Origin of the sequence: Streptomyces roseus, assembly GCF_001044425.1 — a bacterium.
Taxonomy (GTDB): Bacteria; Actinomycetota; Actinomycetes; order Streptomycetales; family Streptomycetaceae; genus Streptomyces; species Streptomyces roseus.
Window position 1 is genome coordinate 204,049 of the sequence record NZ_LFML01000126.1, and the last position, 15,814, is coordinate 219,862.

11 protein-coding genes and 1 pseudogene are annotated in these 15,814 nt (G+C 70.5%); 3 read left to right on the forward strand and 9 right to left on the reverse strand.

Going from position 1 to position 15,814, the window contains the following annotated elements:
* Positions 1-170: 170 nt before the first annotated feature.
* The 3 genes from ACS04_RS39685 to ACS04_RS28845 form a co-directional block, all read right to left on the reverse strand.
* Positions 171-1,658, reverse strand: a complete 1,488-nt coding sequence (locus ACS04_RS39685; protein ID WP_245236582.1) for a hypothetical protein — start codon at positions 1,656-1,658, stop codon at positions 171-173.
* Positions 1,659-1,730: 72 nt separating this feature from the next.
* On the reverse strand, positions 1,731-3,500 hold the full coding sequence (locus ACS04_RS28840; RefSeq protein ID WP_048479710.1) for a LamG domain-containing protein: 1,770 nt from the start codon (positions 3,498-3,500) through the stop codon (positions 1,731-1,733).
* 297 nt (positions 3,501-3,797) lie between these two features.
* A complete protein-coding gene (locus ACS04_RS28845; RefSeq protein WP_053080995.1) occupies positions 3,798-5,303 on the reverse strand; it encodes a CocE/NonD family hydrolase in 1,506 nt (501 codons plus the stop codon).
* 432 nt (positions 5,304-5,735) lie between these two features.
* Here ACS04_RS28845 and ACS04_RS40525 point away from each other — a divergent pair.
* Positions 5,736-6,408, forward strand: a pseudogene (locus tag ACS04_RS40525) (cytochrome P450).
* 73 nt (positions 6,409-6,481) lie between these two features.
* On the opposite strand, the gene ACS04_RS28850 reads toward ACS04_RS40525, so the two are convergent.
* The 6 genes from ACS04_RS28850 to ACS04_RS28875 all read right to left on the reverse strand — a co-directional run bounded on the left by ACS04_RS28850 (position 6,482) and on the right by ACS04_RS28875 (position 13,002).
* Complete coding sequence (locus ACS04_RS28850; protein ID WP_048479777.1) at positions 6,482-6,718, reverse strand: hypothetical protein; 237 nt, start codon at positions 6,716-6,718, stop codon at positions 6,482-6,484.
* Between the two features lie 703 nt (positions 6,719-7,421).
* The gene (gene aspA / locus ACS04_RS28855) at positions 7,422-8,831 is read right to left on the reverse strand and encodes an aspartate ammonia-lyase (protein ID WP_048479778.1); all 1,410 of its coding nucleotides are present in this window, start codon (positions 8,829-8,831) and stop codon (positions 7,422-7,424) included.
* 71 nt (positions 8,832-8,902) lie between these two features.
* On the reverse strand, positions 8,903-9,925 hold the full coding sequence (locus tag ACS04_RS28860; RefSeq protein ID WP_048479711.1) for an asparaginase: 1,023 nt from the start codon (positions 9,923-9,925) through the stop codon (positions 8,903-8,905).
* A gap of 86 nt (positions 9,926-10,011) precedes the next feature.
* The gene (locus ACS04_RS28865; RefSeq protein WP_048479712.1) at positions 10,012-11,451 is read right to left on the reverse strand and encodes an amino acid permease; all 1,440 of its coding nucleotides are present in this window, start codon (positions 11,449-11,451) and stop codon (positions 10,012-10,014) included.
* Positions 11,448-12,125: a FadR/GntR family transcriptional regulator gene (locus ACS04_RS28870; RefSeq protein ID WP_048479713.1), complete on the reverse strand. Its 678-nt coding sequence runs from the start codon at positions 12,123-12,125 to the stop codon at positions 11,448-11,450. Before ACS04_RS28870 ends, ACS04_RS28865 begins: the two co-directional genes overlap by 4 nt.
* Positions 12,126-12,210: 85 nt before the next feature.
* On the reverse strand, positions 12,211-13,002 hold the full coding sequence (locus ACS04_RS28875) for a gamma-glutamyl-gamma-aminobutyrate hydrolase family protein (protein ID WP_048479714.1): 792 nt from the start codon (positions 13,000-13,002) through the stop codon (positions 12,211-12,213).
* A 250-nt stretch (positions 13,003-13,252) separates the two neighbouring features.
* On the opposite strand from ACS04_RS28875, the gene ACS04_RS28880 reads away from it, so the two are divergent.
* Together ACS04_RS28880 and ACS04_RS28885 are read left to right on the forward strand one after the other, a co-directional pair.
* Positions 13,253-14,161 (forward strand): LysR substrate-binding domain-containing protein, encoded by a 909-nt coding sequence (locus tag ACS04_RS28880; RefSeq protein WP_053080996.1) that lies wholly within the window; start codon positions 13,253-13,255, stop codon positions 14,159-14,161.
* 343 nt (positions 14,162-14,504) lie between these two features.
* Positions 14,505-15,770, forward strand: a complete 1,266-nt coding sequence (locus ACS04_RS28885) for a hypothetical protein (protein ID WP_048479715.1) — start codon at positions 14,505-14,507, stop codon at positions 15,768-15,770.
* Positions 15,771-15,814: the final 44 nt, after the last annotated feature.

The following is a 15,814-nucleotide window of genomic DNA, read 5'->3' on the forward strand; positions in this document are numbered from 1 at the left end:
CGGCCCGCCAGCGGCAGCCGCGTCCGCCGACGCCTTGGCGGGCCGTCCCGTTGGGCACCGATTCGACGCCGCCGGCGGTCAGCCCGACCAGTCGGGAACCGGCGGACAGCAGGACTCCGGGCCGGCTGGACTCGGCCCGGGCCCAGTCGTAGCAGACCAGGCTGACCTTGTCACCGGGCTTGGCCGCGGGGGCCGCCGCGGTGAGCGTGAGCGTCTTGGAGCCGACGGGGGCGTCCGCGTCCACGGCGCAGCCGGTGGCGCCGATCAGGAGGTGGGCCTTGGCCGGCACCGCGACGGTGGTGGCCCCGGTGAGTTCCACCGTCGTGCCGGTCACCCGTGCGACAGCGCCCACGGTCACCCGCCGGCCGGGGTTCCCGGCGAGCGCGGCCGTCATCAGGTCGGCCTTGCGCGGCAGCGACCGCCACGTCTCGGTGTCGGTCCCGACGGTGATCGTCAGGTCGCAGCGGCCGGGCGCGTCGCCGTCGCTCACCTCGATGGTGGCGGCGTCCAGGGAGATGCCCGGGTCCCGGGCGACGAAGCCGAGCGTGCCGCCGTCGCCGGCCAGCGTCCGGGTGCCGCGGACGACGGCGGTGTCGTAGTACACCGCGTGGAACTGCTCGTTGGCCCCACGGAAGTACAGCACGACGTTGCCCGTGCCGCTGTCCAGCAGGGCGGGCCGGTCGCTGCCCCGGGCGAATTCGAGCAGGGCCGCCGGAGAGGCTCAGGCCGGTGGCGTCCACCGCGAGCAGCGGCATGGCCACCGTGAGGTCGTCGTCCCCCTGGAGGGCGTTCGACAGGCGGGCCAACGCGTCCTGGGCGTCCTTGAGTTCCACCTGTCGGGCGGCCAGCGTGAGCTGCAGCTCGTCGACGCGCTGCTTGACGGTACGGGCCTCCTGGAGGAGGGCGCGGACGGCGTCCATCTTCTCCTTGGCCGGGAAGTACGCCTTGTCCACCCCCGACCGCATGCCGAGGCGCACCATCCGGAACAGGCCCGACTCGGCCTTGAGGCACTCGGCCGACTGGACCACGGGGGCGAACTGGTACCCGGAGGGGGATCCGAGGGCGAGCCGGCTCCCGCGGTTGACGATGCGGACGTACTCGCCGTCCGAGAGCAGCTGGAACTGCGCGCCCGGGTTGCGCGGTTCCCGGGCAATCGTGTTGAACTGGGCGTTCTCGGACATGGAGTTGCCCAGAACGTGCAAGTCCTGGTTGAACTCGTTGACGACCAGCCAGTAGCAGGGCCGACCGTCCTGGTTCTCGCCGACCGCCTCCACGCGCCACGTCACCGGCTGGTTGTCCTCCTCGATGAAGACCACCGAGAACGAGCTCGACCCGGGCTGGGGCCGCACGGCGTGGACCCACTGCCACTTGTAGGCGTTCACCACCCGCTGGTTCTTCAGCCCCAGCCGGTAGTTCCAGGCGGTCACCAGGTCCTTCTCGGCGAGGTACTGGCTCTCCAGGGCGTCGAAGCCCGGCTTGAGGCGGTCGTGTTCGGCCTGGTACTCGGCCAGCCGGCCGGCGGTGCCCGCCAGCCGGGCGATCTCGGCGGTCAGACTCGCGATCTCCGGTTCCAGTCGCTTGATCAGCTGCTGGAGGGTGCTGATCTGCTCCGAGTCCTGCCCCTTCGTCGGCCGTTTGAGGACCGCGGGGTCCAGCACGTCCGGTGCCTGGGCCAGCCGGCCGTCGCGGCCGACGGCGAAGTCCAGGGTGGCGACGGCCGGCTCCTGGCCTTACTTGGCGGCGAACGCCAGCATCACCCGGGCCTGTCGCTTGGCGGGCTTGGGGTCGGCACGGTATCCGGCGACCACGTTCTCCTGCTGGTGGTAGAGCACGGCCGACATGCCCGATACGACCGTGCGCCCCTTGAGGGTGAAGCTGTCGCGCCGCACGCCCGGATGGTCGCCGACCGGGGCGTCCGAGCCGGTCCACCGGGCGCCGTCGCGCAGGGTGCCGTGCAGGGCCCGGTCCGCCTGGTCGTGCGCCGTGGTACCGGAGCCCTCGTCGAAGCGGTAGTAGGCCACCAGGCCCGGCTCGTTGCCGATCAGCCGGTGGTTCACGTCCTCTGCGAGCTCGCTCTCGGAGCGGACCCGGTTCCACACCCGGAGCTCGTCGATGTCGCCCTCGAAGTGCTCGCCCGCGCGCCCGGCGGGATCGCTGCCGACCCGGGTGGCGGCGCCGGTGGCCGGAGTGAAGGGCAGCGGACCGCTGCCGGCCGGCTTGCCGCCCAGGTACAGCTTCGCGGTGGTGCCGTCGAAGGTGGCGGCGACGTGGGTGTAGACGTCGGTGGGGACCGTCCCGGTGGAGAGCAGCGGCGCGGGCGCCCCGTCGTGCGTGAGGCTCAGCGCACCGGCCGCGTCCACCCCCAGGACGTACTCGCCGCTGCGGGCCAGGGCCGGGACGTCGTGGACGGTGGGCTTGATCCAGGCCTCGATGGAGTAGGGCTTGCCGCCGAAGCGCAGCGCCCCGGGATCGCCCAGGTCGACGTGGGCGCCGCCGCCGTCCAGGTGCAGCGCGGTCTCCGCGTGCCCCTCGCTTCCCGTCACCGGGACCAGTTCCCGGTTGGTGAAGGGGCAGTTGCCCGGGCTGCGCTCGAAGACCGCGTCCCGGTAGGCCGGGTCCGGACTGGTGTAGAAGCGCGTGCCCTGGGTGTTGAACAGCCCCTGGGCGCCCTGCTCGACGTTGAAGCAGTCGACCCGGCCGGTGGCGTCGTTGTGGGCGAACAGCTGCCAGCGCTGCACGCCGCTGATCGCGGTGGGCACGAGGACCGCGGCGAAGCGGCCCTGGGTCAGGTTACGTACGAAGGACAGCTCCTGCGTCGGCTCGAAGAACGGCCGGCCCTCCATGTCCTCGGTGCCCAGGCTGTCCTTCGCCGACTCGGGCCGGGTGGCGTGCCGGCTGCGCTTGTAGCGCACCTCGAGGACCGGCTTGAGCTTGCCCTCCACCAGCAGGAACCGGTCGCAGAGCAGGGTGTCGCGGACCAGCGGCACCTTCTTCGTGCCGCTGAGCACGTAGTCCGTGCGGGAGGCGTCCGCCGAGCAGCCGCCGCTGGTGAGCTTGTAGACGGCGTCGGCGTGCGGGTCGCCGACCGACTGCCGCAGCACCACCACGTACGTGCCGTCGGATAAGACGTGGAACGGGGCGTCGGCGGTCAGCCGCGCGGTCGTGGACAGGTACGGGTCGATCTCGCCGGCGGTCGGCCGCTCGCCGGCGCCCGCTTCGGCACCGCCGCGCTTGACGGTCGGCATCGCCGTGGCCCCGACGACGGCGTACCCCACCTCGGCCAGCTCCCGGGGGAAGACCAGCTCGGCCGGGTTCTCGCTCCAGCGCGCGGCGTCGATGTCGCCCTTGGCCTGCTGGCCGGACAGGTCCAGCACGGAGTAGACGATCCGGCGGGACGCGTCCATCGCCAGCGCGATGGTGGTGCCCTGGTGCCGGACCATGGTCACGTGCCTGTACGACCGGTCTCCGTAGGTCTTGAGCAGGGATTCCTGAGGTGCCACTGTTCCCCTCTCACGAGCATGGACGCCAGCACCCGGTACTCCCCGCCCCCGGACCGGCGCTGGTCTGGGCGCCCCGCACGGGGCGGCGGTCAGTCTGGCACGTGGCCTGCGGCGGGGCGGCCGTTGTGCACTTACTCGTGTGATGCGCGGCCTGATCGCTCCCACGCGTGGCCGGACTTCGCCGTCGGGCGGCTCGGCCATCCATGGGGTACCGGGGGCGCTGACCGGTTCTCGCTGACGGGGGAACGGTGCGGCCCGTTGGTGTTCCGGCGGGCCGCACCGGTGTGCGGGGGCGGGTCAGTCGATGGGGTGGAGGGGAACGTCGATGTAGGACTCGGTGCCGGCCGGGGAGGTGATGTCGAGGGTGAACACCGGGGTGGTGGTGTTGTCGTAGGAGAAGAAGGGGTCGTGGGTGTCGATGACCAGCTGGAGCTGGTGGCCCTTGGCGACGACGTAGTCGGCGGGCTGGAGGGCGAAGGTGACGGTGGTGGCCTTGGCCGCTTCTTCGGCGGTGAAGGTGTACGGGGCGTGGGTGATGATCTGGGCCGTTCCCGTGCCCGGGTCGGTGTCCAGGAGGTAGGCGACGATCGCGGTGTCCGCCTGCTGGGGCTTGACCGTGACCCGCAGTTCCAGCTCGCCGCGGACGCGCGAGGCGTTCTCCAGCGGGGTGGTTGCGAAGAAGGCGGCCAGGCCCCGGTCGACGCCGGTGGGCGTGTAGGTGTGGGGGCGGCCGAGGCGCTCGGCCAGGCCGGTCTGGATCAGCTGCGGGGCGACGACGATGTCGGTGCCCTTGCCGGTGGCCTTCACCTGGCGGGTCCAGCCCGCCTGCGGCTTGTCCGGGACGAGCTGTCCGTCGCCCTCTCCGGCGGGGGCGTCGGCGAGGTGGAACCGCAGCCGCGGCAGGGCGTACTCGTCCCAGGAGGCGTGGCGCAGGTCGGAGAGGGGGTTGAACATCTGCTCCGAACGGACGTCGAACTTCGGCGGCTCGCCGTCGCCGGCGCTGCCGCCGAGGTGGTGGTCCATCCAGCGGTAGGCCATCTCGGTGGGCTTGGCCGGGAGGCCGAGAAGGCCCGGGAGCTCGGCGTTGCCGTGGTCGCCGACCTGGACGAGCAGGCCCTTGGGCCCGGTCAGGCGCTGGTGGAAGTCGATGACGGCGGGCACCGAGAAGAGGGTCTCGTGCCAGGTCGTGGTCAGCAGGACGGGCGTACCGGACTCGTTGTACTTGTCCAGGTAGGCCCTGGGCGAGCGGACCCGGGCGAACTCCCGGACCTCGTCGTCGATGGTGTTGGCGCGGATCTTCTGGATGATCCCGCGGAACTCCTCCGAGCAGCGGTCTTCGCCGAACAGCTTGACCAGGGCCTCGAACGCCTTGAGGTGGCGGGTGCCGTTCTCGTACAGGGAGGCGAAGAGGTCGCCCCAGGCACTGGTGCCCGCGACCGCCTTGATCCGCTGGTCGTGCGCGGCCGCCAGCAGGCTGGTGCCGGCGCCGTAGGAGGCGCCGAAGAAACCGATCCGGTCCGGGTCGATCCCGTCCTTCTCCAGGAGCCAGTCGATCACCTCGGTGGCGTCGGCGACGTCCTGCGGTCCGGCGCAGTGGATCTCACCGGTGGACTTCGCGAGACCGCGCTGGCTGTAGGCGAGGACGGCGTAGCCGCCCCGCACCCAGCGGGACAGCATGCCGAGGTAGGACCAGCGTCCCAGGGGGGACAGCGGGGCGGGCATGACGATGGCGGGGCAGGTCTGCCCGGGGGCGAGGTTCTTGGGGATGCTCAGCGACGCGTCGAGCTGCGTCCCGTCCCTCAAGGTGATCAGGGGTTCCGAGTACGTGCCGATCTCCGCGTTGATCTCGTACTCGTCGGCCAGGCCCCACTGGTCCAGACGGCCGATCCGGCGCGGCGACGGGTCGACCAGCGCCTCGCGTCCAGCTTCGCGAGGTCGTCGGAGTTGAACGGGATGAAGGAGTCCGTGGTGCCGTCGACAGACATGGCTGTACCCGTCTTCTGTGAAAGGGATGGTGACGATGTGCGGGACACATGCTGACCTCGCCCGAATCACCCCAGAGAGCAGCTTCCCGCCCGATCACTCGAACGAATGAACACCGTCACTCAAACCCTCCCCGTGACAACCGGCCACAAGTCGACCGCTTCCCGAGCCACCTCCCTCTGATGTACCGGTGCTGTGCCGCGGCCCCGGAGCTGTTCAAGAAGCTCACCGCACTGGGCGGACCGGCCCGCAGTGACTTCTCGACCGGCCAGGACCCGAGCCCCACCCGCCCCGCGGGCGCCATGCCCGCCAACCGGTCAGGAGATCCGCGGTGACCGAAGCACCTCCGCTCTTCCCCTTCCCCGCCGGCCCCGCCGGCGAGCCCTCACCCACGAGTACCGCATCGTCCGTTCCGTCCGCGGCCTGATCTTCGCCGCCTACGAGACCACCTCCAGCGCCATCGCCCACGGCGCCGCCCTGCTCCTGACCCACCTGGAACAGCGTGAGGCACTGCGCGCCCACCCGGAGCTGATCCGCCCCGCCGTCGAGGAGATCCTCCGCTGCTGGCCGCCCTTCGCGCACGGAGTGCCCCGCCGGGCAACCGAGGACATCCAGCTGTCGACCGGCCGTGTGCGGGCAGGCCAGGCGGTCATCGGCCCGGTCGCCGCCGCCAACCGCGACGCACGGGCCTTCCCCGACCCGGACACGTTCGACATCGGGCGCCACCCCAACGGCACACCTGAGCTTCGGCCAAGGAGCCCACTACTGCGTCGGCGCGGCACTGGCCCGCAGCGAACTGGAAGCCGCCCTCAGCTCCCTGCTGACCCGCTTCCCGGGCCTGACCCTGCACGGCACACTGGAGGACCTGTGCTGGTACGAGGGCTTCATGGTCCGCCGCCTCGAAAGCCTTCCCGTCACCTGGTGAGCGAGCGGCTGGCAGGCGTCGGAGGCGCACGGCGGGCGGACCGGGCGGTGATTCGGACCGTAGGGGTGGGGGGCTACTTCGAGTGGTCGATGACGTTGCCGTTGGAGCAGTTGTTGGCGTGGTCGCCCACCCAGTCGCCGAGGGCGGGTGCGACGGCGACTTCTTGCAGGCAGACGGCGGCAGCGGTGAAGTTCCAGTTGTTGGCGGCGTTCACGCCACCGCCGAAGTTCGAGTCGTTGTCGGCGTGCGCGGGTGCGGCCAGGGCGACGGTGGCGAGGGCCAGTGCGGTGGTGGTGATGATCTTCTTCATGTCCTGGCAACGATCGACCTGCCGGAGCGACACGGCCCGTCCCTCCGTCGCGCTGTCTGCGTGCCGTCCCCCGGATCATCGGCGCTGGGCCCGGCCGAGGCCGGAGTATGCGATCGGGACCGGACGGGACCGGGTGGGTGGCTGACCGACTGACCACGGGATCGACGTGGGGTTGCGGTTCTGGTCCGTGCCTGGTCCGGGAGAACCGTCTGATCGGTACCTTTCACTCCGAGAAGTAGCCGTTTGACAGCGATGAGTGTCTTTGGTGGGCAGGTGTCTGGACGGCAACGGCCCTCTCAAGTAGCCGGGTTGAGGCTCTAGAAGAACCCCAATTTCTTGGGGGAGTAACTTACTAAACAGTTCTTGGTCTGCTGGTCGTACAGCAGTTGTACCCTCACTGACCTGGAAGACGGCGATGCGTAAGGCCCTTGGGTGGGGGCTGATCCGGAAATGGTCCGGATCTTGGTCCGACGCGTGCTCTGGGCCGGGCCCGGCCCGATCGCGATTCCGGCACGCAGCTCGAAGACCTGGCTCGTTCGGCAGGCGAACAGCTCCTGGCCCGGGCTGCCGCCCGGCTGGGACGCCCGTGAATCCGGCGGGAACGCGCAGGCCGCGTCGAACGCGAGGTCGTGGCCGTTGCCCTGCCGTCTCACCGGGTGAGGGTGAGGGTGGGTGAGACGGCAGAGCAACGAGGCCCTCGGTGTCAGGTACGGACCGGGCCCGTTCCCGCGATCACCTCGGGCCGCAGCAGAGCGGTGAGTTGTCCGGCCGGCAGCAGGCCCCGTTCCAGGACGAGTTCGGCCACGCCCCGGCCGGTGGCGAGGGCCTCCTTGGCGATGTCGGTCGCGGCGGTGTATCCGATGTGCGGGTTGAGGGCGGTCACCAAGCCGATGGAGTTCTCGACGGTGGCGCGCAGCATGTCGGTGTTGGCGGTGATGCCGCGCACGCAGCGCTCCGCGAGGGTCAGGCAGGCTGCGCGCAGGTGGGTGATGGACTTCGACAGCGAGTGCAGGATGACCGGCTCGAAGGCGTTGAGCTGGAGCTGTCCGCCTTCGGCGGCCATGGTGATGGTGATGTCGTTGCCGATCACCTCGAAGGCGACCTGGTTGACGACCTCGGGGATCACGGGGTTGACCTTGCCCGGCATGATGCTGGAACCGGCCTGGACCGGCGGCAGGTTGATCTCGCCGAGTCCGGCGCGGGGCCCGGAGGACAGCAGGCGCAGGTCGTTGCAGGTCTTGGACAGCTTGACGGCTATGCGCTTGAGGACGCCGGACATCTGGACGAAGGCGCCGCAGTCCTGGGTGGCTTCGACCAGGTCGGGAGCGGTGACCAGGGGCAGGCTCGTGATGTCGGCGAGGTGGCGGCGGGCGGCCTCGGCGTATCCGGCCGCGGCGTTGAGGCCGGTGCCGATGGCGGTGGCGCCGAGGTTGATCTCGTGGATGAGTCCGAGGGCTTCCGCGAGTCGGCTGCGGTCCTCGTCGAGCATGACGGCGAAGGCGGAGAACTCCTGTCCGAGCGTCATCGGCACGGCGTCCTGGAGCTGGGTGCGGCCCATCTTCAGGACGTCGTGGAACTCGGCGGCCTTGTCGGCGAAGGCGGTCTGCAGGACGGCCATGGCGTCGAGGAGACCGCGCGCGGCGAAGACGGTCGCGATCCGTACGGCGGTGGGGTAGACGTCGTTGGTGGACTGGCCGAGGTTGACGTCCTCGTTGGGGTGGAGGTGCCGGTACTCGCCCCTGGTGTGACCCAGCAGCTCCAGCGCGCGGTTGGCGATGACCTCGTTGGCGTTCATGTTGGTCGAGGTGCCCGCGCCGCCCTGGATGACGTCGACGACGAACTGGTCGTGGAGCTCGCCGCCGCGGATCTCCTGGCAGGCCGCGACGATGACGGCCGCCTTCGCGGGCTCCAGCAGGCCGAGTTCCCCGTTGGCGAGGGCCGCGGCCTCTTTGACGGCGGCGAGGGCGTCGATCAGGTGCGGGTAGGTGGAGATCGGCGTGCCGGTGATGGGGAAGTTCTCGGTGGCGCGGAGGGTGTGGACGCCCCAGTAGGCGTCGGTGGGGACGTCGCGGTCTCCGAGCAGGTCGTGTTCAGTGCGGCTGGAGGCGGTCAAGGCGGTCACGGGTGTGCGGATCCTCTTCCTGAGGTGGGCGGATCAAAGGTGGTGACAGGGGCGGGAGGGGGTCAGGCGGTCGCGCTGAGAAGGGGGCCGGGCGGGTTCAGGGCCGCTACCGGCCGGATGCCGCCGAGGGTGCGGCCGCCACCGGTGACCGGCTCGCCCGTGAACCCGGCGAGCAGCCGGGGCTCGACTCCCGCATGGGCGAGGGCGGCGGCCGTCACCGCTATACGCGCCCGGTCGGCCCCGTCGGCGATCTTCACGGCGATGGCCCGGCCGTCGGGCAGTGCGGCGACCTGGACGCCCTCGAACCCGTCCTTGGCCAGCAGCCCGGGCACCGCGCGCATCAGTGCGGCGGTGTCCCTCCCGGTACCGGAGGCCATCTCCGGGTGGAGGCGCAGTGCGTTCGCCACGCGGTGCTCGGCGGTGTCGGGGGCGGCCGTGGCGACGCGGGCGGCGGCGCGGGCCAGGCCGTCCAGGGACACCGCGAACAGCGGGGCTCCGCAGCCGTCGACGGTGACGTTCGCGATGTGCCGGCCAGTGAGCTCCTCGACGACCTCGGCGATCGCCCGCTGGAGCGGGTGGTCCGCGTCGAGGTAGGTCTCCAGGGGCCACCCGGACAGCTTGCACAGGTGGAGCATCGCCGCGTGCTTGCCGGAGCAGTTCTGGGCGAGCCGTGACGGCCCGCGGCCCTCACGGACCCAGGCGTCCCGGACGGCCGGGTCGTAGGGAAGGTCGGGGACGTTGCGCAGGTCGGCCTCGGTGAGACCGGCCCGCTCCAGGATCAGCCGGACACCCGCGAGGTGATGCTCCTCGCCGGAGTGACTGCCCATTGCGAGGGAGAGCAGGGCCCCGTCGAGCGGCAGACCGGCCCGGACCATGGCGACGGCCTGGACCGGTTTGAGCGCCGAGCGCGGGTAACCGGCGGCTTCGATGTCTCCGATGCTCCTGCGGACCTCGCCCTCGCTGTCGAGGACGACGACGGAGCCGTAGTGGACTCCCTCGATCAGACCGCCCCGCATGACGTGAGCGACGGGGGCGTGCCGGGGCTCGCGGATCGCGGGCGCGTCCGCGAGGAAACTGCTGCGCATCACTGCCTCGTTCTGTGGTGGGGCGCTGCTGCCCGGGGGTGGCGACCGCCACCCCCGGGCGCAGGCTGACGGGGCGGGCGTCCGGCTCAGCCGTCGCTCCCGGCGGTGGCGCGCGCCACGCGGCCGCGGACGACGTACCAGCCGGCGACCAGTGCCGCGGCGATCAGCGGTACGCACAGCACGGTGGTGCGGGCCGCTCCTCCGTCGGCGTACATGAGGACCAGTACGGAGGCGAGGAAGGCCAGCGTCACGAGTTCGGTCCACGGGGAGCCGGGCAGCCGGTAGGAGGGGCGGGTCAGCTCGCCGCTGCGGGTCTTCCGCCAGAAGAGGAGGTGGCAGACCATGATCATGCCCCAGGTGGCGAGGATGCCGATCGCTGCGAGGTTGAGGACGATCTCGAACGCGTCCGCGGGGACCACGAAGTTGAGCCCTACGCCCAGGACGCACATGCCGCTGGTGAGGAGGATGCCGCCGTAGGGGACCTGGGTGCGGCTGAGCCGTGCGGTGAAGCGCGGAGCGGAGCCGTTGACGGCCATCGAGCGCAGGATGCGGCCGGTGGAGTAGAGGCCGGAGTTGAGCGAGGACATGGCCGCGGTGAGGACGACCAGGTTCATCACGTCGCCGGCCGCCGGGACGCCGATGTGGGACAGCACGGTGACGAACGGGCTCTGGCCGCCGCTGTAACTGTTCCAGGGCATCAGCATCGACAGCAGGACGACCGAGCCGACGTAGAAGAGGCCCACCCGCCACATGATCGAGTTGATCGCCTTGGGCATGATCTTCTCGGGGTTCTCGGTCTCACCGGCCGTGACGCCGACCAGCTCGACGGAGGCGTAGGCGAAGACGACGCCCTGGATGATCAGCAGCATGGGCAGGACGCCGTTGGGGAAGATCCCGCCGTTGTCGGTGATCAGAGCAGGGCCGGGAACGGTGCCGTCGACAGGGTGCCGGGTCGTCAGGAGGAAGACGGCGATGCCCATGAAGACGACGAGGGCACTGACCTTGACGATGGCGAACCAGAACTCCAGTTCGCCGAAGATCCGCACCGATATGAGGTTCACGGTGAGGACCACGGCCAGGGCTATGAGGGCGATCACCCACTGGGGGACATCGGAGAACAGGTGCCAGTAGTGGGTGTAGGTGGCGACGGCGGTGATGTCGGCGATGCCGGTGGTCGCCCAGTTGAGGAAGTACATCCAGCCGGCGGTGAAGGCGCCCTTCTCCCCGAGGAACTCCCGGGCGTAGGAGACGAAGGCGCCGGAGGAGGGCCGGTAGAGGACCAGCTCGCCGAGCGCGCGCACGACGAGGAACGCGAAGATCCCGCAGACGGCGTAGGCGACGAACAGGGAGGGACCCGCCTCGGCGAGGCGTCCGCCCGCGCCGAGGAAGAGCCCGGTCCCGATCGCGCCGCCGATGGCGATCATGTTGACGTGCCTGGGCTTCAAGGACTTGCTGTAGCCGGTGTCGCCGGCGTCGACGTGACGGGTCGTGGGGCGCTTCTCGTCTTTGAGGAACTGCTCGCTCACGCCTCGGGTCTGCCTTCCGTAGGGGCGGTGGTGTGCTGGGGACGCACGATGTCGGTGAGGGTCGTCTCGACCCGTAGCAGGTGGTGGGACATGGCTTCCACCGCGTCGTGCTCGCTGCCGTCGGCGAGCGCCTCCAGGATCGCCCGGTGCTCGCAGTTGGACTGCTCGCGCCGGCCGCCCAGTTCATTGAGGAAGGTCGACTGACGCGCCAGTGCGTCGCGGATCTCCTCGATGACGCGGCGGAAAACGGGGTTGCGGGAGGCTTCGGCCACCGCCAGGTGGAAGACGGTGTCCATCGCCACCCACGCGGTGGTGTCAGTCTCGTGCTCCATCCGGTCCAGCAGATGGCGCAGGTGGTCCAGGTCCTCGGGGGTGCGGCGCAGCGCGGCGTACCCCGCGACCGGGATCTCGACGTGTCGGCGCACCTCCAGCAGGTCGCTGGCGGCGTAGTCGCCGAAGGTGGGGTCCTCGACCGTGTTGGCCACGACGAACGTGCCCTTGCCGCTCTTGGAGACGGTCAGCCCCATGGCCTGCAGGGCCCGCAGGGCCTCCCGCAGTACGGGCCGGCTGACTTCGAGGGTGCGGCACAACTCGGCTTCGGAGGGGAGTTTGTCGCCTACGACGTACTCACCGCGTTCGATGGCGCTCCGCAGGTGGCCGAAGACCGCTTCCATGGCGCTGACGCGCCGCGGAAGGGAGCCAGCTGTCTGGCTGTCTGACAGGTTCACGCTGTGATCCTGAAGGGTGCGTCCCGGGGTGTCAAGAGATCAATGTCGGGAAAATCCGGCCCGCCCCGTTTCTCGTCGCGTGCGTATTGCGTCCGCCCGTCCGGGCGGAACCGGCGCCTTCGGCGGAGCCCGCAGCAGCCACCAAGGCCTGTATGAACGGCGCGTCGCCACCCATTTCCGGGTGCCACTGGACGCCCAGGGCGAAGCGGTACCGGGTGCTCTCGATCGCTTCGATGGTGTCGTCCGCCGCATGGGCGGCGACGATCAACCCCGCGCCGAGGCGGTCCACCGCCTGATGGTGGTGCGTGGCGACCGGGTGCGTCCCTGGAAGCAGGGCGCCGACTCGTGTCCCGGGTACCGTGGTCACGGCGTGGGCGCAGAAGTGGCCCTGGTAGGGGTTGTGGCCGTCGTGGCCCACACTGTCGGGCAGGTGCTGGATGAGGGTGCCGCCCTCGTGTACGTTCATCAGCTGCATCCCCCGGCACACCCCGAGCACGGGTAGGTCGCGGGCGAGGCCGGCGGCCAGTACGGCCCGCTCCCATCCGTCGCGCTCGCGCACCGGCGGCCCGGTACGCGGATGGGGCGCGGCACCGTACAGGGCGGGATCAAGGTCCTCACCCCCCGTCAGGAGGATCGCGTCCAGACGGCCGACCACATCCGCCGCGGCGTCCGGCTCGTCCGGCGGCAGCAGCACGGTGCGTCCGCCCGCCGCCTGTACGCAGGCCGTATAAGCCGCGGGCAGCACCGCGGCGGGAAGGTCCCACTCGCCCCACTGTGCGTTGGCGAGGTAGGTGGTGAGTCCGATGAGCGGTGGCTGGGGCATACCACTTCCTTTCGGGGCATGAGGGGTGCCCGTCGACGGTTTGATCCGCACGGCCCGCCGCCCTGCCCCGTCCACGACAGGCTGCTGCCGCGGAGGCGAGGGCGGTGCTGGTGGAGGGCGGGGGAGAGGCGTTCGCGCGGCCTGGGAACACCGGCTTGCGTTTTTCTTGCCGCGAGCAAGAATCCTGCTGGCGTTCATCTTGAATCACAAGAAAACACATCTTCGCGACAGATAAGTGAGCCTTAACTCCGTGCACGGACTCGATCCCCGCCTGCTCGCCACTCTCGAAGCCGTGGTGAGACACGGCTCCTTCAGCGTCGCGGCACGCGAACTCGGCTACAGCCCGCCCGCAGTTTCCCAGCAGATCGCCGAACTCGAACGCCGCGCCGGTCTTCGGGTACTCGAGCGCCGCCCCGTACGCGCCACACCGGCCGGCGAAGTCCTCCTCGACGCCGAACAGGGCGTCCGCAGCACCCTGGCGGCAGCATCGGCCGAACTTGACGCCATGCGCGCCGGCACCGCCGCACGGATCCGTCTCGGCGCCTTCGCCTCGGCCGCCACCGGCATCGTTCCGCAGGCGCTGGCCCGGCTTCACGCCACCTACCCCCACGTCCAGGTGAGCCTCTGTCAACTCGAACCCGAAGCCGGCTACAGCAGGCTCAAGCGCGGCGACATGGACCTGGCCCTCAGCTACGACTACGACTTCATCCCCGCGCCGGTGCCCCGGATGCTGCGCCGGACCCTGGTGGCCCGGGACCCGGTGGTGGCCGTCGTCCCGGCCGACCACCGCCTGGCCGACAGAGAGGTGATCGAACTGGCCAGCCTCGCCTCCGAGACGTGGATCGCCGCCCCGGAGGCCGCACTGCGCCTGGAACTGCTCTCCCAGATGGCTCAGACGCCCGGCTTCCAGGCCCGCTTGCAGTACGAGGGAGACGACTTCAACACCGTGCTCGGCTTCGTGGCCGCGGGCCTGTGCGTGGCTCTCATGCCACAGCTCGCCCTGCTCCGCCCCAGCCCCGGGATCGTCGCCCGCCCCCTGGCCGCACCCCGACTGACCCGCTTCATCTATGCCGTCCGCATCGACACCCGGCACACCCCACGCGCGGTCCTGGACCTTGAGGAGATACTCGCCGGCCAAGCGCAGGCCGCCCTCTCCTGACGCGCACGGCGCCCGCAGCCGCGGGCGGCCGGCCCGCCGCCTCACCATCCACCCCGCCGGCTCGCAGCCCGCAGCGTGGAAGGGCACGGGCTGCGGAGATCACGCAGCTGCTCCCCGGCCCCTTCCAGCGGACCGATCGGCCTCCGGGGCCAGAGGTGAACAGCCGGCAGCGGCCACGTGAATTGCAGCCAACTTGGCGCTGTTTGCACGCGCGTAGACCCGTCCGGGGGACCAGCGTTCCCAGCCTGTTCGACTATCGGACGCGGTGGCTGAAAATTGAACTACCGTGTGGCGGGCGGACTACGTTGGCCGCGGTTGACGTTCCACCGAGAGGAAACCCCTCATGACCGCAGCCGACAACGCGCCGAGAACGGCCCACATCCTCACTGGTTACCGCCCCGAGGACGCCTTCATCGCCGCAGAGCTGGACCCGCCCCCAGCCGAGTACGTGTGGCACGACGAGCACGCCGAACAGCAGGAACAGCGCTACGGCCCCGGCATGCGATACCAGCAGTGGCTGGCCGTCGACCCCGGCGACGGCGCCGTCTGGTTCGGCGACACCGACTGGCGCGCCCCCCGGGACGGCCTCACCGGCCAACTCCCCGGACTTCCCCGCAGGGCACTCGGCGACGGCACCATCCCCGCCTCCGCAACCGTGGTCCAACTCCTCAGCCACCTCACCCACGACCAGCAGCAAGGCTGCACTTGGCGCTTCTTCACCGCCGAAGAACTCCACACCGTCGCAGAGCGCATACTCCCCGCCGTGCAGCGCCTCGTCGACTCGATCCACCGCATCGGACCGGACGGCGAACTCGAATGGTCAGCCGAGGCAGCCACCGCCTGGGACGACATCGAACACGCCGCCACCCCGACCCTCGACCCCTCCGGCACCGTCCGCTGGCCCAGGCCGCGCACGACACCGACCCCTGCCTGGCGCATCGAGGTCGGCGCCTTCCTCGCCGCCAACCCGGAGCTCTGCGACCCTTCCTGGGCCGTGACCGCCGACGCCGAACTCGACGCCTACGCCGACTACCACCCCGTCACCGGCTACGGGGGAGTACCAGGCAGAACCTGCCACAATGCCGAGAGGCACATCGAGGACGGCTTCACTTTCTACGGCCACCGCGCCGCCCTGTACGCCTACCGCGCACAGGCATCCGGCGACCGCACCCCGACAGACGCCCGCACCTGGCTGGAGACCACGGAGGCCGGCAAAAGCACCTGGGAAGCGGCCAAACCCCCCGGAGCCGCACTGGCCGACGTCCCCGACTGCGTACTGGCCGACCTGAACGACAGGTTCCAGAACTCGGCGCGCGAACACGGGCTCGTCCTGACAGGACTCCATACCTACCTCCGACACCTTCGCACCGAGGAACGCGCCGGCGTCGACCAGCAGCTCCTCTTCGAAGGCGAGGAGGTCGAACGCCTCGAAAACCTGCTCAAGGGCTTCCGTGCCGGACGAAACCGCACCGTGACACGGATCCTGGCCTGGTCCGACGGACGCACCGACGCCGAGATCGCCCACCTGGCCTCCATGCCCGATGAACACGTCAGCCAGTGGCGGGCCCGCCTGAACGACGATCGGACCACCGCCCCACCCGGACCGTGAATCCACGAGCGCCCACGCCCGAACCCGACACCCACACCGCACCG